The sequence below is a fragment of the Citrobacter sp. R-1.5.2 genome (assembly GCF_035064245.1).
Classification (GTDB): Bacteria; Pseudomonadota; Gammaproteobacteria; order Enterobacterales; family Enterobacteriaceae; genus Citrobacter.
Genome location: NZ_JASEYC010000001.1, coordinates 586,944 through 613,192 on the forward strand (window position 1 = coordinate 586,944; position 26,249 = coordinate 613,192).

At 51.5% G+C, this 26,249-nt stretch carries 25 protein-coding genes; 8 read left to right on the forward strand and 17 right to left on the reverse strand.

The genetic code is table 11. The annotated features are described in order from the left end of the window. Positions 1-190: 190 nt before the first annotated feature. From anmK to pdxY, 5 genes are all read left to right on the forward strand, one after another. On the forward strand, positions 191-1,312 hold the full coding sequence (gene anmK, locus QMN38_RS02865; protein ID WP_271450045.1) for an anhydro-N-acetylmuramic acid kinase: 1,122 nt from the start codon (positions 191-193) through the stop codon (positions 1,310-1,312). Positions 1,313-1,399: 87 nt separating this feature from the next. After that, a complete protein-coding gene (gene mliC, locus QMN38_RS02870) occupies positions 1,400-1,729 on the forward strand; it encodes a C-type lysozyme inhibitor (RefSeq protein WP_202038722.1) in 330 nt (109 codons plus the stop codon). Positions 1,730-1,788: 59 nt separating this feature from the next. Next, complete coding sequence (gene pdxH, locus QMN38_RS02875; protein WP_048211753.1) at positions 1,789-2,445, forward strand: pyridoxamine 5'-phosphate oxidase; 657 nt, start codon at positions 1,789-1,791, stop codon at positions 2,443-2,445. Between the two features lie 126 nt (positions 2,446-2,571). Further along, entirely contained in the window at positions 2,572-3,846 is a 1,275-nt protein-coding gene (tyrS, locus tag QMN38_RS02880; RefSeq protein WP_020996426.1) for a tyrosine--tRNA ligase, read from the forward strand. 63 nt (positions 3,847-3,909) lie between these two features. Next, entirely contained in the window at positions 3,910-4,770 is an 861-nt protein-coding gene (pdxY, locus tag QMN38_RS02885) for a pyridoxal kinase PdxY (RefSeq protein ID WP_271440570.1), read from the forward strand. An 83-nt stretch (positions 4,771-4,853) separates the two neighbouring features. Here the strand turns inward: pdxY and gstA are convergent, their stop codons facing one another. From gstA to blr, 12 genes are all read right to left on the reverse strand, one after another. Beyond that, positions 4,854-5,459 (reverse strand): glutathione transferase GstA, encoded by a 606-nt coding sequence (gstA, locus tag QMN38_RS02890; RefSeq protein ID WP_202038721.1) that lies wholly within the window; start codon positions 5,457-5,459, stop codon positions 4,854-4,856. A 104-nt stretch (positions 5,460-5,563) separates the two neighbouring features. Further along, on the reverse strand, positions 5,564-7,069 hold the full coding sequence (gene dtpA, locus QMN38_RS02895; RefSeq protein WP_271440569.1) for a dipeptide/tripeptide permease DtpA: 1,506 nt from the start codon (positions 7,067-7,069) through the stop codon (positions 5,564-5,566). Between the two features lie 611 nt (positions 7,070-7,680). Continuing rightward, the gene (nth, locus tag QMN38_RS02900) at positions 7,681-8,316 is read right to left on the reverse strand and encodes an endonuclease III (protein ID WP_137381266.1); all 636 of its coding nucleotides are present in this window, start codon (positions 8,314-8,316) and stop codon (positions 7,681-7,683) included. Then, positions 8,316-9,008: an electron transport complex subunit E gene (locus QMN38_RS02905; RefSeq protein WP_048211748.1), complete on the reverse strand. Its 693-nt coding sequence runs from the start codon at positions 9,006-9,008 to the stop codon at positions 8,316-8,318. Before QMN38_RS02905 ends, nth begins: the two co-directional genes overlap by 1 nt. Before the next feature lie 2 nt (positions 9,009-9,010). Continuing rightward, complete coding sequence (gene rsxG / locus QMN38_RS02910) at positions 9,011-9,631, reverse strand: electron transport complex subunit RsxG (protein WP_271440568.1); 621 nt, start codon at positions 9,629-9,631, stop codon at positions 9,011-9,013. A gap of 9 nt (positions 9,632-9,640) precedes the next feature. Then, positions 9,641-10,693 carry an electron transport complex subunit RsxD gene (gene rsxD, locus QMN38_RS02915; RefSeq protein ID WP_323604440.1) on the reverse strand — a complete coding sequence of 351 codons (1,053 nt, stop codon included), beginning with the start codon at positions 10,691-10,693 and terminating at the stop codon, positions 9,641-9,643. Next, complete coding sequence (rsxC, locus tag QMN38_RS02920) at positions 10,694-12,625, reverse strand: electron transport complex subunit RsxC (RefSeq protein WP_323604441.1); 1,932 nt, start codon at positions 12,623-12,625, stop codon at positions 10,694-10,696. Beyond that, positions 12,618-13,196: an electron transport complex subunit RsxB gene (gene rsxB, locus QMN38_RS02925; protein WP_271454397.1), complete on the reverse strand. Its 579-nt coding sequence runs from the start codon at positions 13,194-13,196 to the stop codon at positions 12,618-12,620. Before rsxB ends, rsxC begins: the two co-directional genes overlap by 8 nt. Then, complete coding sequence (gene rsxA / locus QMN38_RS02930; RefSeq protein ID WP_005121199.1) at positions 13,196-13,777, reverse strand: electron transport complex subunit RsxA; 582 nt, start codon at positions 13,775-13,777, stop codon at positions 13,196-13,198. The genes rsxB and rsxA overlap by 1 nt, the downstream gene beginning before the upstream one ends. A gap of 76 nt (positions 13,778-13,853) precedes the next feature. Beyond that, positions 13,854-14,294, reverse strand: coding sequence for a DUF2569 domain-containing protein (locus QMN38_RS02935; protein WP_040233903.1), 441 nt, complete (start codon positions 14,292-14,294; stop codon positions 13,854-13,856). Between the two features lie 91 nt (positions 14,295-14,385). Next, positions 14,386-14,601 carry a transcription modulator YdgT gene (gene ydgT / locus QMN38_RS02940; protein ID WP_003832804.1) on the reverse strand — a complete coding sequence of 72 codons (216 nt, stop codon included), beginning with the start codon at positions 14,599-14,601 and terminating at the stop codon, positions 14,386-14,388. Positions 14,602-14,899: 298 nt separating this feature from the next. Continuing rightward, positions 14,900-15,025: a division septum protein Blr gene (gene blr / locus QMN38_RS02945; RefSeq protein WP_040233850.1), complete on the reverse strand. Its 126-nt coding sequence runs from the start codon at positions 15,023-15,025 to the stop codon at positions 14,900-14,902. A gap of 241 nt (positions 15,026-15,266) precedes the next feature. On the opposite strand from blr, the gene QMN38_RS02950 reads away from it, so the two are divergent. Further along, positions 15,267-16,307: an oxidoreductase gene (locus QMN38_RS02950; RefSeq protein WP_048211743.1), complete on the forward strand. Its 1,041-nt coding sequence runs from the start codon at positions 15,267-15,269 to the stop codon at positions 16,305-16,307. A 77-nt stretch (positions 16,308-16,384) separates the two neighbouring features. Here QMN38_RS02950 and add read toward each other — a convergent pair whose 3' ends face one another. The 3 genes from add to malX all read right to left on the reverse strand — a co-directional run bounded on the left by add (position 16,385) and on the right by malX (position 20,262). Further along, positions 16,385-17,386 (reverse strand): adenosine deaminase, encoded by a 1,002-nt coding sequence (gene add / locus QMN38_RS02955; RefSeq protein WP_323604442.1) that lies wholly within the window; start codon positions 17,384-17,386, stop codon positions 16,385-16,387. Positions 17,387-17,486: 100 nt separating this feature from the next. Next, the gene (locus tag QMN38_RS02960) at positions 17,487-18,659 is read right to left on the reverse strand and encodes a MalY/PatB family protein (RefSeq protein ID WP_323604443.1); all 1,173 of its coding nucleotides are present in this window, start codon (positions 18,657-18,659) and stop codon (positions 17,487-17,489) included. Positions 18,660-18,669: 10 nt separating this feature from the next. Then, positions 18,670-20,262 (reverse strand): maltose/glucose-specific PTS transporter subunit IIBC, encoded by a 1,593-nt coding sequence (gene malX / locus QMN38_RS02965; RefSeq protein WP_323604444.1) that lies wholly within the window; start codon positions 20,260-20,262, stop codon positions 18,670-18,672. Positions 20,263-20,431: 169 nt separating this feature from the next. Here malX and QMN38_RS02970 point away from each other — a divergent pair, with 169 nt between their 5' ends. After that, a complete protein-coding gene (locus QMN38_RS02970; RefSeq protein WP_137381259.1) occupies positions 20,432-21,460 on the forward strand; it encodes a Mal regulon transcriptional regulator MalI in 1,029 nt (342 codons plus the stop codon). A 57-nt stretch (positions 21,461-21,517) separates the two neighbouring features. Here QMN38_RS02970 and QMN38_RS02975 read toward each other — a convergent pair whose 3' ends face one another. Together QMN38_RS02975 and manA are read right to left on the reverse strand one after the other, a co-directional pair. Then, a complete protein-coding gene (locus QMN38_RS02975; protein WP_323604445.1) occupies positions 21,518-23,026 on the reverse strand; it encodes a YdgA family protein in 1,509 nt (502 codons plus the stop codon). Positions 23,027-23,133: 107 nt separating this feature from the next. Then, positions 23,134-24,309, reverse strand: coding sequence for a mannose-6-phosphate isomerase (manA, locus tag QMN38_RS02980; protein WP_005121190.1), 1,176 nt, complete (start codon positions 24,307-24,309; stop codon positions 23,134-23,136). Between the two features lie 263 nt (positions 24,310-24,572). Here manA and fumB point away from each other — a divergent pair, with 263 nt between their 5' ends. Then, positions 24,573-26,219, forward strand: a complete 1,647-nt coding sequence (gene fumB, locus QMN38_RS02985) for a class I fumarate hydratase (RefSeq protein ID WP_271440560.1) — start codon at positions 24,573-24,575, stop codon at positions 26,217-26,219. Positions 26,220-26,249: the final 30 nt, after the last annotated feature.

The following is a 26,249-nucleotide window of genomic DNA, read 5'->3' on the forward strand; positions in this document are numbered from 1 at the left end:
ATGTTCTACTGGAACAATATGAAAATCTTAACCGAAATCGGGTTAACCGAGTATAAACGAATCATTCATCACGTTAATGGAATTTAGGGGTTACTGGAAAGATCAACCCACAAAAATCATTAAGGAAGCATGGAATTAGTCGACACTTTATGGTGGAGTGTCAAGGCTAATTTGCTTAAAAGGATGACGTATGAAATCGGGCCGTTTTATCGGAGTGATGTCTGGAACCAGTCTTGATGGTGTGGATGTTGTGCTGGCGGCGATAGATGAAACGATGGTTGCGCAGCAGGCAAGTCTGACATGGCCCATCCCCGTTCATGTAAAACAGGCCATTCTGGATATCTGCCAGGGGCAGCAACTGACGCTTTCCCAATACGGTCAACTGGACACGCAGTTGGGGCGTTTGTTCGCCGATGCGGTCAATGCGTTGCTGCAGCAGGAAAAATTAAAACCGCAGGATATTGTTGCTATCGGCTGTCATGGGCAAACCGTGTGGCATGAACCGACAGGAATTGCGCCCCACACGCTACAAATTGGTGATAACAACCAGATTGTTGCGCGTACCGGGGTAACGGTAGTCGGTGATTTTCGTCGGCGCGATATCGCGTTAGGCGGACAGGGGGCACCGCTGGTTCCAGCTTTTCACCAGGCGTTGCTGGCGCATCCAACGGAGCGCCGGATGGTGTTAAATATTGGTGGTATTGCCAATCTGTCACTGCTCATCCCAAAACAACCGGTTCGGGGATATGACACCGGTCCGGGCAATATGCTGATGGATGCCTGGATTTGGCGGCAATGTGGCCAACCTTATGATAAAGATGCGCAATGGGCCTGTTCGGGTACAGTGATTCTGCCGCTGCTGCAAACGATGCTTAATGACCCGTATTTTTCTGCACCAGCGCCAAAGAGTACGGGGCGTGAGTATTTTAATTATGGCTGGATTGAACGCCATCTGGCGCAGTTCCCGGGAATTAGCCCACGAGACGTACAGGCGACGTTGGCTGAACTGACGGCCGTGACGATTTCCGAACAGGTCCTGTTGAGCGGAGGGTGTGAACGGTTGATGGTATGTGGCGGCGGAAGCCGTAATCCACTTCTTATGATGCGTCTGGCGGCGCTGTTGCCGGGTACGGAAGTGACCTCCACCGATGAAGCAGGGATCAGTGGTGATGATATGGAAGCGTTAGCCTTTGCCTGGCTGGCGTGGCGTACACTTGCGGGACTGCCGGGGAACCTGCCTTCGGTGACCGGCGCATCTGAGCCCAGCGTTTTAGGGGCTATTTTTCCCGCCAATCCACGAACTCAGAGTTAACTGAAATTATTCCAGGCGGTATACCGATAAACTAGGGATGTTAGGGAGGGTGTTTTTGCCCTCCGGGACCAGGAAAGTCTTCAGGATATGGCTATGAAAAAACTGTTATTAGTGTGTCTGCCCGTATTGCTTACCGGTTGTAGTGTGTACAACCAATTTGTCGAGCGTATGCAAACGGATACGCTCGAATATCGCTGTGATGAAAAACCGCTTACCGTAAAATTGAATAATACCCGACAGGTGGCGAGCTTTGTTTATGATAATCAACTATTAAATCTCAAACAGGGCGTGTCGGCATCGGGTGCACGCTACACAGATGGTATCTACGTCTTCTGGTCTAAAGGAGACAACGCGACGGTATATAAACGAGACAGAATTGTGCTGAATAACTGTCAGTTACAGAACCCGAAGCGTTGAGATTTTCACCTGGGCGGCGCACAATAGCGTCACCCACTGACAATCCGTAGCCCAACATCATGTCTGATAACGACGAATTGCAGCAAATCGCGCATCTGCGCCGTGAATACACGAAAGGCGGTCTTCGCCGCCGCGATCTTCCCGCCGAACCCCTCGCTCTGTTTGAGCGCTGGCTGGGGCAAGCCTGTGATGCAAAACTGGCAGACCCTACCGCTATGGTCGTCGCAACAGTCGATGAACACGGCCAGCCGTACCAGCGAATCGTGTTGCTCAAACATTATGATGACAAAGGGCTGGTGTTTTATACCAACATGGGCAGCCGTAAGGCGCACCAGATCGAGAACAACCCGCGCATCAGCCTGTTATTCCCCTGGCATACGCTGGAACGGCAGGTGATGGTTATCGGTAAGGCCGAACGCTTGTCCACGCTTGAGGTGGTGAAATATTTCCACAGTCGCCCGCGCGATAGCCAGATTGGCGCCTGGGTTTCTAAGCAGTCCAGTCGGATCTCCGCACGTGGAATTCTGGAGAGTAAATTTCTTGAGCTGAAGCAGAAGTTTCAGCAAGGGGAAGTGCCGTTGCCAAGTTTCTGGGGCGGCTTTCGCGTGAGCATTGAACAAATGGAGTTCTGGCAGGGTGGCGAAAACCGTCTGCACGACCGTTTTTTATACCAACGTGAAGATGACGCGTGGAAAATTGACCGTCTGGCCCCCTAAAGATGCAAAATTCTTGTTTTAAGCGCTGGTGCTGATGAATCCGGCGCTTTATTCTATGTCTCTTTCGCATCAGGCGAAAAGTCGTGTACCGGCAAAGGTGCAGTCGTTTTATACATGGAGATTTTGATGGCAAGCAGTAACTTGATTAAACAATTGCAAGAGCGGGGGCTGGTGGCCCAGGTGACGGACGAGGAAGCGTTAGCAGAGCGACTGGCGCAAGGCCCGATCGCGCTCTATTGCGGCTTCGATCCTACCGCTGACAGCTTGCATTTGGGGCATCTGGTTCCATTGTTATGCCTGAAACGCTTCCAGCAGGCAGGCCATAAGCCTGTTGCGTTGGTAGGCGGTGCAACGGGTCTGATTGGTGATCCGAGCTTTAAAGCCGCCGAGCGTAAACTGAATACCGAAGATACCGTGCAAGAGTGGGTGGATAAAATCCGCAAACAGGTTGCACCGTTCCTCGATTTCGACTGTGGCGACAACTCGGCGATTGCTGCGAACAACTACGACTGGTTTGGCGGTATGAACGTACTGACTTTCCTGCGTGATATCGGCAAACACTTCTCCGTAAACCAGATGATCAACAAAGAAGCGGTTAAGCAGCGTTTGAACCGTGACGATCAGGGGATCTCCTTTACCGAGTTTTCTTACAACCTGCTGCAAGGTTATGATTTTGCCTGCCTGAATAAACTGCATGGCGTGGCATTGCAAATTGGTGGTTCTGACCAGTGGGGGAACATCACCTCTGGTATCGATCTGACCCGCCGCCTGCATCAGAACCAGGTATTTGGCCTGACGGTTCCGCTGATCACTAAAGCTGACGGTACCAAGTTCGGTAAAACGGAAGGTGGCGCAGTTTGGTTGGATCCGAAGAAAACCAGTCCATACAAGTTCTACCAGTTCTGGATCAATACGGCTGATGCGGACGTATATCGCTTCCTGAAATTCTTCACCTTTATGGACATTGAAGAGATCAATGCGCTGGAAGAAGAAGATAAGAACAGCGGTAAAGCACCGCGTGCCCAGTATGTTCTGGCTGAGCAGGTAACGCGTCTGGTTCACGGCGAAGAAGGTTTAGTGGCGGCGAAACGCATTACCGAAAGCCTGTTCAATGGTAACCTGAGCGATCTGAGCGAAGCGGACTTCGAACAGCTGGCGCAGGATGGTGTACCAATGATCGAAATGGACAAGGGTGCCGACCTGATGCAGGCGCTGGTGGATTCTGAACTGCAGCCTTCGCGCGGTCAGGCGCGTAAGACCATTGCGTCTAATGCGGTCACCATTAATGGTGAGAAACAATCTGACCCGGAATATTTCTTCCAGGACAGTGATATTTTGTTCGGCCGCTACACCTTACTGCGCCGTGGCAAAAAGAACTACTGTCTGATTTGCTGGAAATAAGTAAAAGTCAGCAGGGGCGTGGGAAACTACGCCCCTTTATTTTTTAGGGTTGTGGTAAGTAAAATGAAGAATATCCTCGCCATCCAGTCCCACGTTGTTTTTGGCCATGCCGGCAACAGTGCTGCCGAATTTCCGATGCGTCGTCTTGGCGCGAATGTCTGGCCGCTCAACACCGTTCAGTTTTCTAACCACACGCAGTACGGTAAATGGACCGGCTGTGTTATGCCGCCCAGCCACCTGACTGAAATTGTTCAGGGTATTGCTGATATCGATAAACTAAAGACCTGCGATGCGGTGCTGAGTGGTTATCTGGGATCCGCAGAGCAGGGCGAGCATATTCTGGGTATTGTGCGCAAAGTGAAAGCGGCAAATCCTCAGGCGAAATTCTTTTGCGATCCAGTGATGGGGCATCCTGAAAAAGGCTGCATCGTGGCACCTGGCGTTGCGGAATTTCATGTTCGTCACGCACTTCCGGCCAGCGACATTATCGCGCCAAATTTGATTGAACTCGAAATTCTGTGCGAGCATGCGGTTAACAATGTTGATGAAGCGGTGATGGCTGCCCGTGAACTGATTGCTCAGGGACCGGAAATTGTGCTGGTCAAGCATCTTGCCCGTGCAGGTATCAGCGCAGATCGTTTTGAGATGCTGTTGGTTACCGCCGATCAGGCGTGGCATATCAGCCGTCCGCTTGTCGATTTTGGCGCACGCCAACCGGTTGGCGTTGGTGATGTCACCAGTGGCTTGCTGTTGGTTAAATTGTTGCAGGGGGCTTCATTGCAGCAGGCGCTGGAGCATGTGACGGCGGCGGTGTACGAAATTATGATCGCCACCAAAGAGATGCAGGAGTATGAACTGCAGGTGGTTGCCGCCCAGGATCGTATCGCGAAACCAGAACACTACTTTAGCGCCACTCAGCTGTAATCAATGTGCAATGGCGCTCACGCTTATCGGGCCTACGTTTTTCTGTAGGCCGGGTAAGCGCAAGCGCTACCCGGTAACAACAATTAATTTAACCCTTCCGCTTTAAGCGCTGCGGCAACTGCCGGACGCTCAGCCATGCGCGTCATATACGCCTCGATATGGCTTAATCCTGCCATATTCAACTTAACTGCATACGCCCAACGTAGCACGGTAAACAGATAGGCATCAGCAATGCTGAAGCGTGCGCCGCAAATCCACGGGTTGTCTTTCAGCGATTCGTTCACATATTGCATTTTTTTCTCAAGCAATGCGCGAACGGTTGGTTTGTACTCCTCTGGCGTATCCGGTCGGAACAGAGGGGTAAAACCTTTATGTAGCTCTGTAGCGATATAGTTAAGCCATTCGATAGTTTTGTAGCGGGAGAGGCTGCTGGTAGGGGCCAGGAGATGACGGTCTGGAACGGTATCTGCCAGATATTGCATGATGGCAACGCCTTCTGTCAGTAGTGTACCGTCATCCAGCAACAGTGCGGGAACTTGTCCTTTCGGGTTTACCGCGAAAAAATCGTCGCCGTTTTCCAGACGTTTCTTCATCAGATCAACACCATCCAGCGTGAAATCTTTACCGCTCTCACGAAGTGTGATGTGGGAAGCAAGAGAACAAGCGCCCGGTTTGTAGAACAGTTTCATCGGTAACTCCTTTTGGCTGAGGTATACCGTATGGTAGTGCTACCTGGAACAAAAAAAAAGCCGCTAACAACAGTTAGCGGCCTGAAATTAAGTTTCCCTGAGAATTACGCTGTTGCGGCCTTAGAGGCTTTCTCACTGACGTCGTCATCTTGCGTCATGCGGTTCAGTTTCGGCGCAGTCAGCAGCATCAGAACGGCGATAACTGCGGTAGCAACACCAATCTGCAGGAACACGCGACCGTAGACTTCAAGGGACATCAACGGGTCAGTCACATTCTCTGGAACCGCCATCATGTTAGCCACGTAACCACCGATGATGTTTGCACCCGCAGTTGTCAGGAACCAGCTACCCATAATGAAGCCCATCAGACGCTGTGGAACCAACTGTGCCACCATCGCCAGACCCAGACCAGAAATCATCAACTCACCAATACTTTGCAGACCGTAGCAGATGATCAGCCAGTTAACAGAAACGATGCCCGCATCGGTCGCAAATTTCGCACCCAGCGGCAGGATCAGGAATGCGCCTGAGCACAGCACCATACCGATAGCGAACTTGGTAGGCATTGGCAGAGTGTCGCCCATCTTGTTATAGATAGCGGCAAGAATTGGGCTACCGATGATGATCCAGAACGGGTTCAGTGCCTGATACTGTTCTGGTTCGAAAGCAATACCCAGAATAGAGTGTTCAACGTTACGAATCGCGAAGAAGTTCAGGGACGTCGGCATCTGGCTGTACAGTACGAAGAAGATAATGGCTTCCAGCATCAGAATAAAGGCGACGATCATCTTACGACGTGCAGCACCCTGCATAGAGAACGCTTCTTTCGCAAAAATAACCACGATACCCATGGCGATAACACCCAGAACCATACGTGCGATGCCCTGGTTGTGCAGCAGCCATGTTGCGATAGCGATAAGCACCACAACACCAACAATGGTCAACAGCAGGTTGCGGAAGTTGATAGGTTCAAAGTCAGGCTTGGAGCCGTACTGTTTAACCCAACGCTGGCAGAATGCGAAGTTAACAACGGTGATCAGCATACCCACGACGCTCAGGGCGAACGCGGTGCTCCAACCGTAACGTGCTGCCAGCCACGGTGTTGCCAGCATAGAGAAGAATGAACCGATGTTGACGGACATGTAGTACATGGTGAATGCACCATCAAGACGCGGGTCATCTTTGGCATAGCAGGTAGAAAGCAGAGAGGATGGGTTTGCTTTAAACAGGCCGTTACCGACCGCGATGGCCGCCATACCCATATAAACGATACCCGCATCGTGACCAGACCATGCAACCAGTGCATAACCAATAGCCAGGACAACGGCACCCAACATAATCACACGCTTTGTGCCCAGAACTTTATCACCTAACCAGCCACCAATAGCAACAAGGCCATATACCAGGGCGCTAAAGGAGGAGAAAAGAGTGATGGAATCCGCTTCTGACATACCCAGTTGCTTCACCAGGTAGACGGCCATAATCCCTTGCAGGCCGTAATAACCAAAACGCTCCCACAGCTCAATTGAGAAAATGAGATAGAACGCTTTTGGTTGTTTGAAGGCGTTTAAACTGACGCTTTCTGTTGGTTTATTGTTTGCAGTAGACACTTTTACCTCTTTTTTTACATCCCATATCAACGGGGGTGTTCTGGTACGTGATGAGTCAAGTTCATCCGTCCGATTGTTATAGTGGGAGGGGAAACGGCAAGTAATGTTCACTATCTTGACCATTCAGACAAGGGGTTTGTAATAATCTGTTACATATAACTCAGGTGGTGAAATCGTCGGGGCTGAGAAATGTTATCCAGCGTTAAATTTCTTCATTTGAAGAATGGCAGATTTTTACACTGTCAGGATGGGGTTAAAATGGGAATGTGGCGATATGTTCTGCTATTTTGGCCTGAAGGTAGTGATATAGCCCATTATCTGAAAAATAGCCAGTGTAATGTTTTGTATCGAAACGAGCCTGTCAGGTCATCTGATTGTCATTTTAACTGCAAAATAATAAATATTTTACATAATGTTATCAGGGTGATCTTGATCACGGATGGATAGAAATTTCTACTATTAAAAAAACGATTAACCTGCTCAGGTGTTAGTTCACAAGAATATTACATTAGATATGCCGGAAGGTACGGCATCATTGTCGGGAAATGAACGATTGAGAAGTGCATAACTAATCGTTATGGAATAGGGGCCAGCGTTATGGCCCCATACTGTCAGATATCGACTTTCTCTTTGAATTCACAAAGATCTTCAATAATACAGGAACCGCAGCGTGGTTTTCTGGCTATGCAGGTGTAGCGACCATGAAGAATTAACCAGTGGTGACAATCGACTTTAAATTCACTGGGGACGACTTTCAGCAGTTTCTCTTCGACCTGTTCGACGTTTTTACCTGGGGCAAATTGTGTACGATTGCAGACCCGAAAAATATGGGTATCTACGGCAATCGTTGGCCAGCCGAAGGCGGTATTCAATACCACATTGGCCGTTTTACGACCAACGCCTGGCAGCGCTTCCAGTGCCGCCCTGTCTTCTGGTACTTCGCCATTATGCTGTTCCAGCAGGATACGGCAGGTCTTAATCACGTTCTCAGCTTTGCTGTTGAACAGACCAATCGTCTTGATATACGACTTAACCCCCTCAACACCGAGCTCGAGCATGGCAGCAGGGGTATTGGCGACGGGGTATAGCTTAGCCGTTGCTTTATTGACGCTGACATCGGTGGCTTGCGCGGAAAGCAAGACCGAAATCAGCAGTTCAAACGGTGACGTAAAGTTGAGTTCGGTAGTGGGATGCGGATTGTTGTCACGCAGGCGCGTCAGTATTTCCAGCCGTTTCGTTTTGTTCATTACACATTCCCTGTTTCACCCGCCGGGTCTGCTGCCATAGCGGCCTCAGCACGACGTTTCTTCATCTTTTCATCAATCAGATATTTAACAGCCAGCATCAGCCCAAGGCCAATGAATGCACCCGGCGGTAGCATGGCCAGCAGAAATGGTGTGTCAGTATGGAAGATCTCCACGCGCAGGACTTTGGCCCAATTGCCCAGCAGTCCGTCTGCACCGTCGAACAATGTACCGTTACCTATTATTTCACGCAGCGATCCGAGAACAAACATGGCACCGGTCGCACCCATGCCAATAGAAAAACCATCGAGAGCGGATAAAGCGGGGCCCTTTTTCGCAGCAAAGGCTTCAGCACGGCCAACGACAATGCAGTTGGTCACAATCAACGGGATAAAGATACCCAGTGATTGATACAGGCCAAAGGCGTAGGCATTGATAAGCATTTGTACCGCACTCACCACGGAGGCGATGATCATGACATAAATTGGAATACGGATTTCGGGTGGCGTCCAGCGGCGCAACGCTGAAATAGTCAGGTTTGTCAGGGTCAACACCAGCGTAGTCGCCAGCCCCAGACCTAACGCATTGGTTGCGGTAGAGGTAACGGCCAGCAACGGACACATGCCGAGTAACTGGACAAGGGCGGAGTTATTTTTCCAAAGTCCCTGAACAATGACGTCTTTAATTTCGCTCATGGTTACTCTCCACAGGCGCTAAGTTGAGGAAGTTGCGCAGGCAGCGTCTGCGCAAACAGGCCAGCACGTTTCACAGCATTAACCACTGCCCGGGGCGTAATGGTCGCGCCGGTGAACTGATCAAAATCGCCACCATCTTTTTTCACCGCCCAGTGAGGGTCGTTTTCCGCATTAATCGTTTTGCCGCTAAAGTGGGTTATCCAGTCTGACAGACGTAACTCAATTTTATCACCGAGGCCGGGTGTTTCATGATGTTCCGTCACCCGCGTACCCAGCACAGTACCGTTGAAATCTACACCAACCAGCAGTTGAATTGCACCGGAATAACCATCGGGTGCCGTGGCCTCCAGAATTGCCGCAACCGGACGGTCGTCCTGGCGGGCAATATAGACACGATGTGTACCTTTACCTAATGCCTGCGCATTCACCAGATAGCAACTTTCTGGCAGATTGTTATTGTAGCGATCGCCAGGTAGTACCTGATCAAACAGCGCCTTTTGTTGAAGAGCCGCTTGTTCATCAATGGTAGACTTGGTTAACTGATTAATCGCCGCCGTTAACCCTGTAGAGCCCGCGGCAAACAGTGCCAGAGTGATACCGTGTTTACGAATCGTTTTCAGCATGCGTTGTCCTTAGCGATGTCCGTACACACGAGGACGGGTGTAATAATCAATCAGCGGAACGGTGATATTTGCCAGTAACACGGCAAAGGCCACGCCATCAGGATATCCCCCAAAACTACGAATCAGCCAGACCAACAGGCCCGCAAGCGCGCCAAAAATCAGGCGACCACGGTTGGTTGTTGATGCCGTAACGGGATCGGTGAGAATAAAGAATGCGCCCAGCATGGTAGCACCGGAAAGCAGATGTAACTGCGGTGATGCCAGCGACGCCGGAGAGAAAAACCAGCCTAACGTTGAACAAACGGCAAGTGACAGCAGAAAACTAACCGGGATATGCCAACGAATTGCTTTTTGCCATAACAACACGATGCCGCCCGCCAGCCAGGCAAGGTTAACCCACTGCCAACCTGCGCCCGCGAGCATGCCGCTGTAAATCGGATACTGCATCACCTGCTCAACAGTATGTCCCGCGTGCAGGGAGGTCTTAAAGGTGTCCAGCGGTGTTGCCTGACTGATACCGTCAATCCCTATACGGAGCGTGTTCATATCGCTTCCGCCAGCGGTATGTCCGGTAAAGATAACGTTTAAAGCATCAAAAAAGCCGGGCACCGTAGCGGCAATTTCATGCGGTGGCAGCCAGCTTGTCATCTGCACCGGGAATGAGATCAACAGCACGACATAACCAATCATTGCCGGATTAAATGGATTCTGCCCAAGACCGCCATACAGTTGCTTGGCAATGATAACGGCAAAGACGGTACCCAGAATCACCATCCACCACGGAGCCAGGGGGGGGATACTGACGGCAAGCAGCAACCCTGTCAGCAGGGCGGAGTTGTCTTTCAGGGTCGCGGCTACGGGCTGTTTACGTAGTTTAAGCACGCCCGCTTCTGCAGCGATGGCACTGACCGATGCCAGCGCTATCTGGAACAATGTACCCCAGCCGAAGAACCACCATTGAGCGGCAATTCCTGGTAATGCAGTAATCAGAACCAGCATCATGATACGCGATGTCTGACGCTGGTTATGGGTATAAGGGGAGCTAGCTATTCTGAATACCATTTATTCCTCGTTTACAACCTGCTGCTGTGCGGCTTTTTTGGCCTGAGCGCGTGCAATAGCGGCCGCAACGGCAGCTTTGCGCGGGTCAACCGGCTCGGCGGGGTCTGTGGTGGCTTGTTGCTCAAGCTTCCGGGCTTTGGCGCGGGCAATAGCGGCTTCGACGGCGGCTTTGCGCGGGTCAACCGGCTCGGCGGGTTCTGTGGTGGCTTGTTGCTCAAGCTTCCGGGCTTTGGCGCGGGCAATAGCAGCTTCGACGGCGGCTTTGCGTGGATCCATATCCGCGCTGCTGTCCTCTTCTTTTGACAGATTTTCACTGCGTGCGGCGCGGGCCTGCGCTTTTCGCGCTTCACGTGCGGCAATCACTGCGCTGTTATCAGGTTTTTCACCCGCCTGGATGACAACCGGCTGCATCGCCTGAGCCTGTTTCTCTTTTACGCGAGCCAGTGCGGCAGCGATGGCATCATGATCTTTCGCTGCAGGTTGTACAGCTGCGCTTTTATGCCGTTCAAGACGTGCCGCTTTTTCACGCTCAAGCCGGGCCTGGCGGGCCTCAAAGCGTGCTTTTGCTTCTGCAGCACGTTTTTCTTCCTGACTGATGGCGTAAATCTCCGCCTTTTCCTGACGGAAGTACTGTACCAGCGGGATATTGCTTGGGCATACCCATGCACATGCGCCGCATTCAATGCAGTCAGCAATATTGTGGGTTGTCGCTTTATCATGCTGCTGGCCTTTACTGAACCAGTAAAGTTGCTGCGGCAGAAGATCGGCAGGGCAGGCATCGGCACAGGCGCTACAGCGAATACAGCCTTTCTCTTCCTGCGGTTCACCCATTTCACTGGCAGAGGGCGCAAGCAGGCAGTTGCTGATCTTCACGATAGGGACATCCAGCCAGGGCAGGGTAAAGCCCATTAGCGGACCGCCCATGATCACCATCTGGTCAGCAGAAGGACAGAAACCTGCATCGTTGAGCAGGTGACGAACAGGTGTACCCAATCGCGCCCAAACATTGCCTGGGCGACTGACTGCTTCGCCCGTTAGCGTGACCACTCGCTCTGTGATTGGCTCGCCGTCAATAACGGCCCGCTTGACAGCATAGGCAGTCCCCACGTTTTGCATCAGCACCCCGATATCGGAGGAACGTCCACCGTGAGGCACCTGCTTCCCGGTCAGGATTTGCGTCAGTTGCTTGGCGCCGCCTGACGGGTATTTGGTGGGGATGACACGTAAGCTGATATCGTGAGAATCAGCCAACACAGCGCGCAGCATGGAGATGGCCTGCGGTTTGTTATCTTCAATACCCAGCAGAACTTCACGCGGTTGAAGAATATGAGCAAGTATGCGGATACCTTCGACTACCTGAGCCGCACAATCTTGCATTAAGCGGTCATCGGCGGTGATGTAGGGTTCACATTCAGCGGCGTTGATGATCAGTGTTTCAATTTTATCACCGCCACCTTGCAATTTGACGCCAGTTGGAAAACCGGCGCCGCCGAGTCCGGCAACACCGAATTGGTGAATACGGGCTATGAGCTCCTCGCGGCTGTGGGCACGATAATTTGCCCAGCCGTCACGCTCAATCCAGCGATCCTCACCGTCCGCATCAATGATGACGCTAAGTTCAGCTAAAGCCGAAGGATGCGCGGTGGAGTGCGGGGCAATGGCAACAACGGTGCCGGATGTTGGGGCGTGCACGGGCAGCATTCTGCCGCGCCCACGGGTCAGCGCCTGACCACGCAGCACGGTATCGCCCACATTGACACACAGTTCACCTTCAGCGCCAATATGCTGCTTCAACGGAATAATAAAGCGCGGAGCCAGCGGAACCTGCCGCAGCGGTGTCCCGTTAGATTGGGTCTTCATTTCTGGTGGGTGAATGCCGCCATCAAAGTCCCAGATTTTATTTTTTCTGAATGCGGAGAATAACTTAAGCATGTTGTTCCACAGGAATGATGCGCACAGGAATAGTGTTTAAATCCCACTTCCAGCTGTCAGGTGTTTCGGCGACCGGGCGTAATTCGATACATTGGGTCGGGCACGGATCAACGCACAAGTTGCATCCGGTGCACAGATCGCTCATCACCGTGTGCATGGCGCGCGTCGCGCCCACGATGGCATCGACCGGGCAGGCCTGAATACATTTTGTGCAGCCGATACAGTTATTTTCATCAATTACCGCCAGCATACGGACGGGGGTAGCATCCTGCTCATCACCATCAATAGGTTGCGGATCGACGTTCAACAGGGCCGCAATTTTTAGCATCACCGCTTCGCCACCAGGGGCGCAGCGGTTGATTTTTTCACCCTGGCAACCAATCGCTTCAGCATAAGGACGGCAGCCCGGGTAACCGCACTGTCCACACTGGCTTTGCGGGAGAATTTCATCAATTTTCTCCACGACCGGATCATCCTCGACGGCAAATCGACGAGAGGCATAACCCAAAATAGCGCCGAACGCCAGACCCAGCAGACTTACTGCGGCAACGGCAATCCAGATAGCATTCATTACAACTTCACCAAACCACTAAAGCCCATAAAGGCCAAAGACATTAAACCAGCGGTAATCAGCGCAATCGCATTACCGCGGAACGGGGCAGGAACGTCTGCCACGGCGAGGCGTTCGCGAATTGCGGCGAACAGAACCATCACCAGTGAGAAGCCGACGGCGGCGGAAAAACCGTACAGCGCCGACTGTAAAAAATTATGCCCAAGGTTGATGTTCAGCAACGCCACACCCAAAACCGCGCAGTTAGTGGTGATCAGCGGTAAGAAGATCCCCAGCAGGCGATACAGCGCAGGGCTGGTTTTGCGTACAACCATCTCGGTAAATTGCACTACCACGGCGATGACCAGAATAAACGCCAGCGTGCGCAGGTAGATGAGATCGAGAGGGATAAGGATCCAGGTGTCAATCAGCCATGCGCAAATGGATGCCAGCGTCATTACAAAGGTCGTGGCGAGGCCCATACCCATTGCGGTTTCCAGTTTTTTGGAAACGCCCATAAAGGGGCATAAGCCCAGAAACTTGACCAGTACAAAGTTATTGACCAGTACAGTTCCGACAAACAGCAGCAGGTAATCAGTCATTTTTCGGCCTGAAATAAAAAAGCCGCCTATTATCTGACAATCTACAACAGGCGACAACAGGTTAACTGTAGGGTTATTACGGGTTCACAAACGTTGTCTTAACGCGTTGCGAGCGTTTGAAATAGGGCACCAGCAGCGCAGCCGCCAACAAGGGGAACAGCAGTTGACGCACGGCAAACGCATCCGGAACAGGAGAGAATGCAAACGCTTTAATCGCCAGCAATACCGAGATCAGCAGCCATATAATATAGTGCTTTGGCACACAGGCTCTGCGTTTGAAAAACGCGATGGTCAGCCACAGCGTGTAGTACCACATGGCGATAGCGGTAATAAAGGAGACGCCCCATAGCAGTAAATTCGTCGTGCTTTGCTCGCTCAGCGTGTGGAATGTCTGCGGTGTAGCCAACGCAGTGACATACAGCAGTAACGCCAGCGAAGCACTTAACAACGCGACTAACAGCCAGGCCAATGGCCCAAGTAGCCAGCCTCCGATACGTTGTGCCGGTGTTGTAGTCATTTCATCTCCAGGTTTACGCGCGCGAACAGACGTGCCGTTCATTTTGGGGCAATTATTATAAAGCTTTTAACGTCAGACGCTACTTTCTTGTTTATTGCACGTAATGCCAGACGGATTTTGGCACCTGACCGACATCGAACAGGCGACCGCCCGAAATGAGCTCGGCACGACGGTGGTCTGCAGCGCGATACATATTGATAATGTCGCTATCGTCAGTAAGTGTGTAGTTAAGATGATCGAACAATTTTTCCAGACTTTCTAGCGAACTGATTTTGCGGAATTTTAATAAGTAATCCTGAACAGTCATAAAAGGCAATCCATATTAATAAAATAATACTAACGGAGTAGTAAATATTAAAAAACAACCAACGTTGTACAGGTAAACGCGAATTTGCACGCAAATGTAAGAAGAGTTTTCAACCCTGTGGGAAACCAGGCGCTATTCGCGCCTGCGGAAAGGGTAACGCGCTTCACGATCGCAGGCAATACGCGCTGGAGCGGGATGCGGCATAATTCGCTTTTTTTTTGACAAAAACTGATCTTTTACAGCCCTACCCAGCAACCATCGCGGAGTTAACTGCCAGGCTATAACGGGCTGCGTATATTTATTTTTTCTGTACTGCAGCGACGGGTTCCGGTGGTTGGTAGTTGTCAATATGATTGGCAACACCCAACAGGATCACGGAGACCACGAGAACAATCCAACCTGTTAACTCAATAAGACGATTCATTACTGACGACATTTGCTTTGATTTATCCATAAACACAGGGAGCAAATGTTACTTATCAATAAATAATACAGCAAGAGCATTGGGAACGATTTCGATGACTTTTTCGCGGCAAGTTAACTCTAAGTGGCATATGTTTGACTTAAGTTAAGCAACAGCCTTTGTAGCACAAAGGTTATTAAACTATTGTGGCGCTACTGTCTATGGTGTGAAATAGGCCAGATCTGAATTGAGAGGCAAAAACATGAGTGACAACATCCGCGTTGGGCTAATCGGTTACGGTTATGCCAGTAAAACTTTCCATGCCCCCCTGATCGTGGGCACTCCGGGTCTGGAACTGGTTGCGGTGTCCAGTAGTGATGAAACAAAAGTGAAGGCGGACTGGCCTTCAGTGGCAGTTGTTACTGAGCCCAAACACCTGTTTAACGATCCGAGTATCGACCTGATTGTGATCCCTACACCCAATGATACACACTTCCCGCTGGCGAAAGCGGCGCTGGAAGCAGGTAAGCACGTGGTTGTTGATAAGCCTTTCACTGTGACACTGTCACAAGCACGCGAGCTGGATGCGCTGGCCAGAAGCGTAGGTCGCCTGCTTTCTGTCTTCCATAACCGTCGCTGGGACAGCGATTTTCTGACGCTGAAAGCCTTGCTGGCGGATGGCGCGTTGGGTGAGGTGGCTTATTTTGAATCTCATTTCGATCGCTTCCGTCCGCAGGTCCGTGACCGCTGGCGTGAACAGGGTGGCCCGGGGAGTGGTATCTGGTATGACTTAGCGCCGCATCTTTTAGATCAGGCAATTAACCTGTTTGGCTTACCCGTGAGTCTGACGGTCGATCTGGCACAGCTCCGCCCGGGGGCGCAGTCGACAGATTACTTCCATGCCATCCTGACGTATCCGCAGCGTCGGGTGATTCTGCACGGAACGATGCTGGCAGCCGCTGAGTCTGCGCGTTATATCGTTCACGGATCGCGTGGCAGCTATGTGAAGTATGGTCTGGACCCACAAGAGGAACGGCTTAAAAATGGTGAACGCCTGCCGCAGGAAGACTGGGGTTACGACATGCGTGATGGTGTACTGACACGTATGGAAGGCGATGAGCAGGTGGAAGAAACCTGGCTAACCGTGCCAGGCAATTATCCGGCATACTATGCGGGTATCCGTGATGCGCTGAATGGTAACGGCGAGAACCCGGTTCCAGCCAGACAAGCCATCCAAATCATGGAACTGATTGAGCTGGGCATTGAATCGGCGAAACACCGTTCGACGCTGTGCCTTGCCTGATAATGTCCAGGCATCTTATCCGGCCTACATTGTAACGTAGGCCGGATAAGCGTTAGCGCCATCCGGCAATAAAACCACTACGCTGCGGCGACTTTCTCACGCAGTGCTTGTTTCTCTACATTGCTCAGGAACGCCATTTCCAGACCATTGATTTGCGCCTGGCGAATCTGTTCACGCGTTAATCCTGAAGCCGGGGCGGCTACGGTGTATTCGTGAATAATATCCACGCCCTGAACCGCCGGATCGTCCGTATTCAGACTGGCCAGTACACCGTGCTCGAGGAATGTTTTCAGCGGATGCGTCGTCAGTGAGGCGACGGTACTGGTTTGAATATTCGATGTCAGGCAGGATTCAATACCGATACGCTGCTCGGCGAGAAAATCCATCAGGGCGCGATCTTCGACGGCTTTTACACCGTGGCCAATACGCTCTGCTCCCAGTTCTCTGATAGCTTGCCAGATGCTTTCCGGGCCTGCCGCTTCACCTGCATGAACCGTGATATGCCAACCTGCGTCGCGCGCACGGTTGAAATGGGACAGGAACAAACTGCCCGGGAAACCGAGTTCATCGCCGGCCAAATCCAGTGCTGTGATGTGATCACGGTGCGCTAGCAGTGCATCCAGTTCCTGCAGACAGGCAGCTTCGCCGAAGGTACGGCTCATAATGCCAATTAAACGGGCTTCAACGCCAAAGGTCTTGCAGCCCTCGCGTACGCCGGCAATAACGGCTTCAACCACTCCTGCAACGGGGAGTTGATGCGCCATAGCCATGTAGCCTGGAGAAAAACGTAATTCAACGTAATGCAGACCATTACGTGCGGCATCCTCGATATTTTCAAATGCGACGCGACGACAGGCATCCAGCGATGCCAGCACTTTCACACCCCAGTCAAGCTTTGACAAAAAACTGACCAAATCAGGCTCAGTTGACGTTACCTGCACGTGAGGGATCAGCGTTTCAAGTGTTTGAGCAGGAAGCGTTAAATTAAACTGACGACCAAGATCCAGGATCGTTTGGGCACGGATGTTCCCATCAAGGTGGCGATGGACGTCGGTTAAAGGAAGGGAAGTATCAATCATGGTCGCACTCATGTTTTTAGGTAAAGTGCGCAGTATTATAAGAATAAATCGGGATAAAAATCTATGTTGCGCAATGATTAATTTCATTGCGCGACTTTAGTTAGCGCAGAGAGCGCAGGGCGTTAATTAATCCCTGAACGCCTTTTTCAAGTTTTGAGCGGGGGCATCCGGTATTCAGGCGTACAAAACCGCACCCTTCCTCTCCGTAAGTCGACCCCGGCATAATCGCCACTTTTTGCTGGTGGATAAGCGCATTTTGTAACGCCTGGTCATCAACCTTGAGCGGACGTAAGTCTATCCAGGCCAAATAGGTGGATTGTGGGATCTGCCAGTTAAGTTCAGGGAATGCGGTATTAAGTTCATCAGCAACGTAATGCAGGTTGCCGGCAAGATAATCCCGTAAGGCATCCAACCAGCGTTCACCTTGCTGATAGGCGGCAATATGTGCGGTGAGCGCCAGCACCGCAGGAGAAGACAACCCATCGCGTCCCTTTAGCGCACTGAGATAATCGTTGCGGCTACTGGCATCTTCGATGATCCCATACGCGCCGGTTAATGCCGGGATATTGAAACTCTTGGAGCCGGAGGTGAGTAGCGCCCAGTCGCCGCGTGCGACATTGATCCACGGAATATGCGGTTGGTCTCCCCAAACCATATCCATATGGATTTCATCGGAAATGACGTTGACACCATGTCGCTGGCATAAGTCAGCCATGGTTTCCAGTTCCTCGCGCGTCCACACTTTGCCCGTTGGATTTTGCGGGCTACACAGCAGAAGAATTTTACTCTCTGGCCGTGAGAGAGCAGCCTCCAGCTTTGCCATGTCGCAATACCAACCGTCGCTCCGCTTTTCCAGACCGACGGGGAGCACTGTGCGCTGGTTGCCTTCAATAGCTTTGTAAAATGCATCGTAAGCTGGTGTATGGACAACGACCGCGTCGCCAGCAGACGACCACTGGCGAATGAGTTCAGAGACCATATAGATAACTGAGGGGCCATATACCAGCGATTGAGGATCGATCCGGGTATTGTGACGAGTGAGAAACCAGTGGCTAATGGCCGCCAGAAATTCGTCATTTTTCCAACGGCTGTATCCTAATACACCGTGTGAAAGGCGCTGGGTCAGCGCCTCCAGAATGCAAGGGGCCGTTGCAAAATCCATATCAGAGATGGTGAACGGCAGCAGATCGGCAGTGCCAAAACGGTCAGCGACATAATCCCACTGGGTGCACCATGTTCCTTGCCTGTTCACAACCTTTGAAAAATCAAACATGTCGTTGTCCTCACGCCTGTACTGTATTCATCAGAACCGCGATTTCGTCTTTCACTGACTGGACCTGCGGGCCAATAACGACCTGAAGGTTATGCTGATTGAGCTGTACCACGCCAATGGCCCGGTTGTCTTTCAGTGCCTGGACATTTACGCGTGACATATCTTTGACCGACAAACGCAAACGGGTAATGCAGTTATCCAGACTAACGATATTCTCTGCGCCGCCCAGTGCCGCCAGAATTGCCGGGACATTGTAGCCAGATTTACCGGGTGTGCCTGCCATCACTTTCTCGATATTGCTGGCAACTTCGACATCACGGCCCGGTGTTTTCAGATTAAAGCGGGTGATCGCGAAGCGGAAGATAACGTAGTACACCGCAAACCAGATGGCCGCGACAACAGGGACCAGGTACCACTTGGTGGACAACCCGTGCAGGATCCCGAACACCACGAAGTCAATCAGGTTACCGTCTGTGTTGCCAATAGTCACACCGAGCACCGCCATCACGGTAAAGCCGAGGCCGGTCAACAAGGCGTGGATCACGTACAGAACCGGGGCAACAAACAAGAACAAGAACTCGAGTGGTTCAGTGGTACCGCCAATGACGCAGGCAATCAGACCAGAAATTAATAGCCCTTTAATTTTATGTCGATTCTCAGGACGAGCACAGTGATACATTGCTAATGCAGCACCCGGCAAACCGCCGAGGAATGCCGGCATTTTGCCCTGAGAGAGGAAGCGGGTTGCGCTTTCAGAGAAGCCTTGCGTGGTTGGGCAACTCAGCTGCGCCTGGAAAATAGTGAGTGCGCCACTGACGCTATGACCACACACTTCCTGGGTACCGCCCGCTTCAGTAAAGCGAATGAGAGCCACCAGAATATGATGCAGGCCAAAAGGCAGCAGAAGACGTTCACCGGTACCAAACAGCATCGGACCAAATTCACCTGCGCTGTTGATGATATTGCCGAGCCCGGTAATACCCATCGCAAATACAGGCCAGATCAGAGGGATAACTAATCCAACCAGCCCCATGACCAGTGAAGAAATGATGGGGACAAAACGGGTGCCGCCGAAGAAAGCCAATGCGTCCGGCAGACGGATATTGTGGAAGCGCTCATGCAGCATCCAGACAATGATCCCGGCGATGACTGCACCGAGGATCCCGGTGTCGATCGACTGGATCCCCAGGATGTTTTGGATGTTATTGGCCTTCAGGATTGCCGCATCAGTGGTTGGTAAAATCCCTTTCGCCGTCAACCAGAAGTTAACGGCAAGGTTCATGACCGCGTAGCCAACAAACCCAGCAAATGCCGCCACACCTTTGTTCTCGCGCGCCAGACCGAGAGGAATAGCAATACAGAACATCACGGGTAAGAAACTAAAGGCGAAAGAGCCGACTTTACTCATCCAGGTAAAAAGAGCCTGAAGCACCGGGCTACCCAATGCGGGGATCAGCGTTAAGACATCATGGCTGCTTAACGAACTGCCGATCCCCAACATGATCCCGCAGAAGGAGAGCAGAGCCACGGGCAACATAAAGGTTTTGCCCAACTGCTGGAAAAATTCCCATAACGTTATTTTTGGTGTGGTTCTCGTCGTCATCTAACGACTCCTCGTGAAAGCTCGGTGACTAATGATGGCGAGAAGATAAAACGTTTTACCTAATTTTAGTGCGGTATAAATCACATTATCGAATGATAATAGGGGGTATAACTATAACCGATTGATAAAACGTTTTATCCGTCACGTTATCAGGGAGTTTTCTGTTTTTATGGCTATAGCCAAAAAAATAACCATCCATGATGTTGCGCTGGCTGCGGGAGTTTCGGTCAGTACAGTCTCATTGGTGCTTAGTGGAAAAGGGCGTATCTCATCCGCAACCGGGGAGCGGGTAAACGCTGCCATTGAGCAGTTGGGGTTCGTACGTAATCGTCAGGCATCGGTACTGCGTGGCGGTCAGAGTGGTGTGGTCGGGCTGATTGTACGCGATCTGTCTGCGCCATTTTATGCGGAACTGACGGCAGGTCTGACGGAAGCATTAGAAGCACAGGGTCGGATGGTCTTTCTTTTACACGGCGGTAAAGACGGTGAGCAATTGGCGCAGCGTTTCGCGATGCTACTCAATCAGGGCGTGGATGGTGTAGTCATTGCGGGTGCTGCTGACAGCAGTGATGCACTGCGACAGCTGGCTGAAGAAAAAGGGATTCCGGTCGTATTTGCCTCCCGAGCCAGTTATCTGGATGACGTCGACACGGTCCGACCCGACAACATGCAGGCAGCGCAATTGTTGGTTGAGCATCTTATTCGGCACGGTCACCAGCGAATCGCGTGGCTGGGAGGACAGAGTTCTTCTTTAACCCGCGCAGAGCGTGTCGGCGGCTATTGTGCGACGCTGCTAAAATATGGTTTACCGTTTCATAGTGATTGGGTTCTGGAGTGTTCATCCAGTCAAAAACAGGCAGCCGAAGCCGTTACTGCACTGTTACGCCGCAACCCGACGATCAGCGCCGTTGTGTGTTACAACGAAACCATCGCTGTTGGCGCCTGGTTTGGTCTGATGAGAGCGGGGCGTCAGAGCGGTGAAATTGGCGTCGATCGCTATTTTGAACAGCAAGTTTCACTGGCTGGATTTGCGGATGTGGCGGAAAACGCGCTGGATGACATTCCCATTATCTGGGCCAGTACCCCGGCACGCGAAATGGGTTACACCCTGGCTGAACGTATACTGCAGCGCATTGGTCATGATGACAGCCATTCCCGCAATCTGACGCTTTCCGCCCGACTGGTCACGCAGAAGTAGCTTGCCGAAAAGCAAAAGCCCGATAAGCAGTATTATCGGGCTTGGTTCAGAGCATCATTACTGTTGTGGAACTGACGGAGCATCCGGTTCGCCAAGGGTCGGCATACCGAACATACCAACAAACTCATCCAGTGGCATCTTCTGCCCGTTGAGTGTTACCTGGCCATTGGTGTACTGCAGGCTGGAACCGATGGTGTTGTCCTGCATCGTGGTAATGCGGAACATCTGCCCCATCGCTGCCAGGCCATTGACCTGCTGTTTAGCCAGACCCGCGGCTTGCTCCTGCTGATAGCCTTCAATTTTGGCTATCTGTGTCATGAACTCAGTCGCCATATCCACAGGAATAGTCAGCTTTGCGTCCAGTGATTTGACAGAACGATCCACTTCCTGAGCCAGCGTTTGTGGCTCTTCTTTGGTCGCGGTTGGATCTTTAAGCAGCAGCGACAGGTTAAACGTCGTTTCGCCTTTCGCATTTTTCCAGCTTAACGGCGCAATGGTGATTACGGGTTCACCCTTCATCAGAATGGGCAGCGCATTAAAGAATGCTTCCGTCACTTTCTGCTGATAAAGCTCTGGGTTTTGGACGACATCAATCTGCGACATCAGTGCCTTGGTTTGGGCACTGTACTGCTGGCTGAACTGATGCAGGGCTTCACCGTCAATCTGACCCACTTTCAGCGTCAGCTTACCGCTACCCAAATCCTGACCCTGTAATTTAAGGCTGTTCAGGGTGTAATCCAGCTGGCTGTTCACGGTTTTTCCATCGTTAATCAGATCGGATTTACCATCAATTCCCATGCCTTCCAGCACGGCCAGCTCTTTGCCTTCGACTGATATCGACAGTTTATCGAGAGACAGCTTCTGGTCGCCGATGCGTTCACCAAAACTGGCGACACTGCTGGACCCTTCGGTTGTCAGGTTATTAAAGGTAACTTGCACCTTCTGGTCGTATTCGTTGACTGCATTAACCTGACCGCTTTGCGCAGCGCCCGTCAGGGAAACCGCGTTACCGTCTTTATCTGCGGTGAACTGGAATTCCCCACCGCTAAAGGCCACTTTTTCGTCGCCTTTCTCGTAGTTCAACGGTTTGAGGGAGAGGTCTGAACGGGTGTCACCACTATAGCTAATTCGGGAGTTGATAACGAAAGGAGACTCGCCTTTGGCTATATCAAACAATGGCTTAGTGACATCGTTATTCACCAATGTTGTTCTCACCGAAGCCATAGCAGGAATGAGGTTCAATGACTTAAGCTGGGTTAACGGGAAAGGGCCGTGATCCACCGTTTCATCCAGGACGATAGTTTGGCCTGCTTTCAGCCATGCGTTTTCCTGTCCGGCGATGGGTTTCACTACCAGTTGCAGTTGGCTATTGAACACGCCGCGCTGGTAGTTTTGATAACTCAGTTCAATTCCTGCCTCAGGTGAGTAGCGTTTGATCTGATCATTTGCCTGCGTCACCATCTCGGCGAGATGCGTTTCCAGTTTCTTTCCGGTGTACCAGGCGCCGCCCGTCCAGACGATACCCAGCGCAACCACCACACCCGCAGCTACCAGCGATTTTTTCATTTCGATATCCATAAAATAAAACCAGGCGTTTGAAGACGCCTGGAGGAGTGACATGTTTTTAACTCTCTACTAGCTTAGCAAGAGTTGTTAAAAATATCAGTATCTTGCTAGAGCTTGTTGTAAACACGCGCTAAACGGCCGACGCCGCTGACACTTATTGGCGATTCATTCGCACTAATAAATGCGGATTCACCCGGTTTTAGTACCAGACGTTGATCGCCTTTGCTCAGTAGCGCTTCACCTTCTATGCAGAACAAAATCGCCGCGCTGTGCTGGCTAATCACGGCTTCCCCGGCAGACAGTTCATGCAGGGAGAAGGCGAAATCATCAACCGGGATCGGGAAGTCGAGTTCACCACCGGTTTTGACCGGAGTGGTCAACAGTTGGTTCGCCGGTTTTGCGACAAATTTAACGTTGGCCACCAGCTCCGGAATATCAATATATTTCGGTGTCAGCCCAGCACGCAGCACGTTATCAGAGTTTGCCATGACCTCAAGTGCCACACCTTGCAGATAGGCGTGCGGCGTTTCCGCGAACAGGAACATCGCTTCGCCAGGATTTAGCTTCACCACATTCAGCAGCAGTGGGGAGAAAAGACCGCTGTCGTTCGGGTAGACATCAGCGATAAGGCGAATAGTCTGCCACGGTTCGCCTTGCTGGCTGTTAAGGGCTGATTTCAGTATTGCCAGTGCATGCGATTTTTCCTGGTCCTGCATATTTAACAGGCTGGCGAAAAGGTAGCTCAGGCGCTCGGCACCGGGTTCCTGTAAAAAGTGAGCAATGGCAGGGTGTGCGCCAGCAACTGGTTGTAACAATGCAACGATGTCAGAGAACTCGCGAAACGCATTCATCGCCAGGAATGGCGTCAGGGCAAAAACCAGCTCTGGTTTGTGGTTCGGATCTTTGTAGTTACGCTCAGCGGCATCCATTGGGATCCCGGCTGCGTTTTCTTTGGCAAATCCTATCTCAGAGTTGTGTTTGTTCGGATGGACCTGAATAGAAAGCGGTTGAGCGGCGCAGAGCACTTTAAACAGGAAGGGCAGTTCGCCAAAGCGTTTTGCTACGGCATCGCCTAACAGTGCGGATTTATCGTGCTCGATAACATCGCGCAGAGCAACGGGTTGGCCATCGGCCCCTTGAACCTGAGAGCTGCTTTTCGGATGAGCACCCATCCACAGCTCGGCCATTGGCTGCTGGGTTGGGTTGGCAATGCCATAAAGTTCCGTTAACGCAGTTTTACTTCCCCAGGCGTAGTGTTGCACTGAGTTGATCAGTTTTTGCATTATCAATGCCCTGTTTCAATGTTGAAAAATCTCTGGCTATTAAACCAAGAAACCCCGGACGAAGTAACCTGCACGTGCAAAAAGTCGTACTAGTCTCAGTTTTTGTTAAAAAAATGTGTAGGATATGGTGACTCGCTTTTAATACCCTGAGTAATTCCGGTTGCAGAAAGCCATACCTTCTACAACCCGATCTGCGGCAGGGAAGCAGGGCAATGGAACATCTGCCCAGAGAATAACCAGACCGAGCAGTAAGTGAGAGCACAATGTCAAACAAACCCTTTCATTATCAGCATCCTTTTCCCCTCAAAAAGGATGATACCGAATACTATCTGCTGACCAGCGACCATGTTTCCGTTGCCGAATTTGAAGGGCAGGAGATTGTCAAAGTTGCGCCTGAGGCCTTAACTTTGCTGGCTCGCCAGGCGTTTCATGACGCATCGTTTATGCTGCGCCCTGCACATCAGCAGCAGGTTGCAGACATTCTGCGCGATCCGGATGCCAGCGAAAACGATAAATATGTCGCCCTGCAATTCCTGCGTAACTCTGATATCGCAGCAAAGGGCATTCTGCCGACATGTCAGGACACCGGCACAGCGATTATCGTGGGTAAAAAAGGACAGCGTGTCTGGACCGGCGGCGGTGACGAAGCGGCGCTGGCGCGTGGGGTTTATAACACCTACATCGAAGACAACCTGCGCTATTCACAAAACGCCGCGCTGGATATGTACAAAGAGGTGAACACCGGTACCAATCTGCCAGCACAGATTGACCTGTATACCGTCGACGGCGATGAATACAAATTCCTGTGCATTGCCAAGGGCGGTGGTTCGGCGAACAAAACCTATCTGTACCAGGAAACCAAAGCGCTGCTCACACCAGGCAAATTAAAAAATTACCTGGTGGAGAAGATGCGAACGCTGGGAACAGCAGCTTGCCCGCCATACCACATCGCGTTTGTGATTGGTGGAACGTCCGCAGAAGCCACGCTGAAAACGGTGAAACTGGCTTCGGCGAAATACTACGATGAGCTGCCGACCGAAGGTAACGAGCACGGTCAAGCATTCCGTGATGTTGAACTGGAAAAAGAACTGCTGATAGAAGCGCAGAACCTTGGTTTAGGCGCCCAGTTTGGCGGGAAATATTTCGCACACGATATCCGTGTGATCCGCTTACCGCGTCACGGCGCGTCGTGCCCGGTTGGCATGGGCGTTTCTTGTTCAGCGGATCGTAATATTAAAGCCAAGATCAACCGTGAAGGGATCTGGATTGAGAAGCTCGAACACAATCCTGGCAAATATATCCCGGAAGAACTGCGTCAGGCAGGCGAAGGCGAAGCCGTGCGTGTCGACCTGAACCGTCCGATGAAAGATATCCTGGCACAGTTGTCGCAATATCCGGTTTCTACCCGCTTGTCGCTGAATGGTACGATCATCGTTGGACGTGACATAGCGCATGCGAAACTGAAAGAACGTCTGGATAACGGCGAAAGTTTGCCGCAGTATGTTAAGGATCACCCAATCTATTACGCCGGACCGGCAAAAACGCCGGAAGGTTATGCATCTGGCTCGCTTGGCCCAACCACCGCCGGTCGCATGGATTCCTATGTTGATCAGCTTCAGGCCGCGGGCGGGAGTATGATCATGCTGGCAAAAGGAAACCGCAGTCAGCAGGTTACTGACGCTTGCCATAAGCATGGTGGTTTCTACTTAGGCAGCATTGGTGGTCCAGCGGCCGTGCTGGCCCAGGGCAGTATCAAGAGTCTGGAGTGTGTGGAATATCCCGAACTGGGGATGGAAGCCATCTGGAAAATTGAAGTGGAAGATTTCCCGGCGTTTATCCTGGTGGATGACAAAGGCAACGATTTCTTCCAGCAAATTCAGACGTCGCAGTGCGCACGCTGCGTTAAGTAACGTCAGCCGCCCTACGGGGCGGTTTTTTTT